The 235-nt window shown below is 66.0% G+C and carries 1 pseudogene; it reads right to left on the bottom strand.

Annotation, left to right across the window (positions count from 1 at the left end):
• Nucleotides 1-235, bottom strand: a pseudogene (locus tag SB771_RS37110) (3-phosphoshikimate 1-carboxyvinyltransferase); the annotation flags it as partial.

Here is a 235-nt window from a genome sequence, read left to right as displayed (position 1 = left end):
CGCCGAGCTTGCGCAATTCGGTCGCCATCGCCGCGATGCGGTCGGTTTCCTTCACGCGCCAGCTCGCGATGTTGCGCAGCGTGCTCGTGCCGCTCGCAAAGAGCGCCGCGACCGCGATCGTCATCGCGGCGTCCGGAATCAGGTTGAAATCCATGTCGATCGGATCGAGCTTGCCGTGATCGTGGCCGATGCCGCGCACCTCGATCCAGTCGTCGCCCATCGACACGTTCGCGCC

The organism is Burkholderia sp. SIMBA_051, assembly GCF_046534915.1.
Taxonomy (GTDB): Bacteria; Pseudomonadota; Gammaproteobacteria; order Burkholderiales; family Burkholderiaceae; genus Burkholderia; species Burkholderia ambifaria.
The sequence above is the reverse complement of the archived record's forward strand: the minus strand, read 5'-3'. Positions and strand labels throughout refer to the sequence as shown.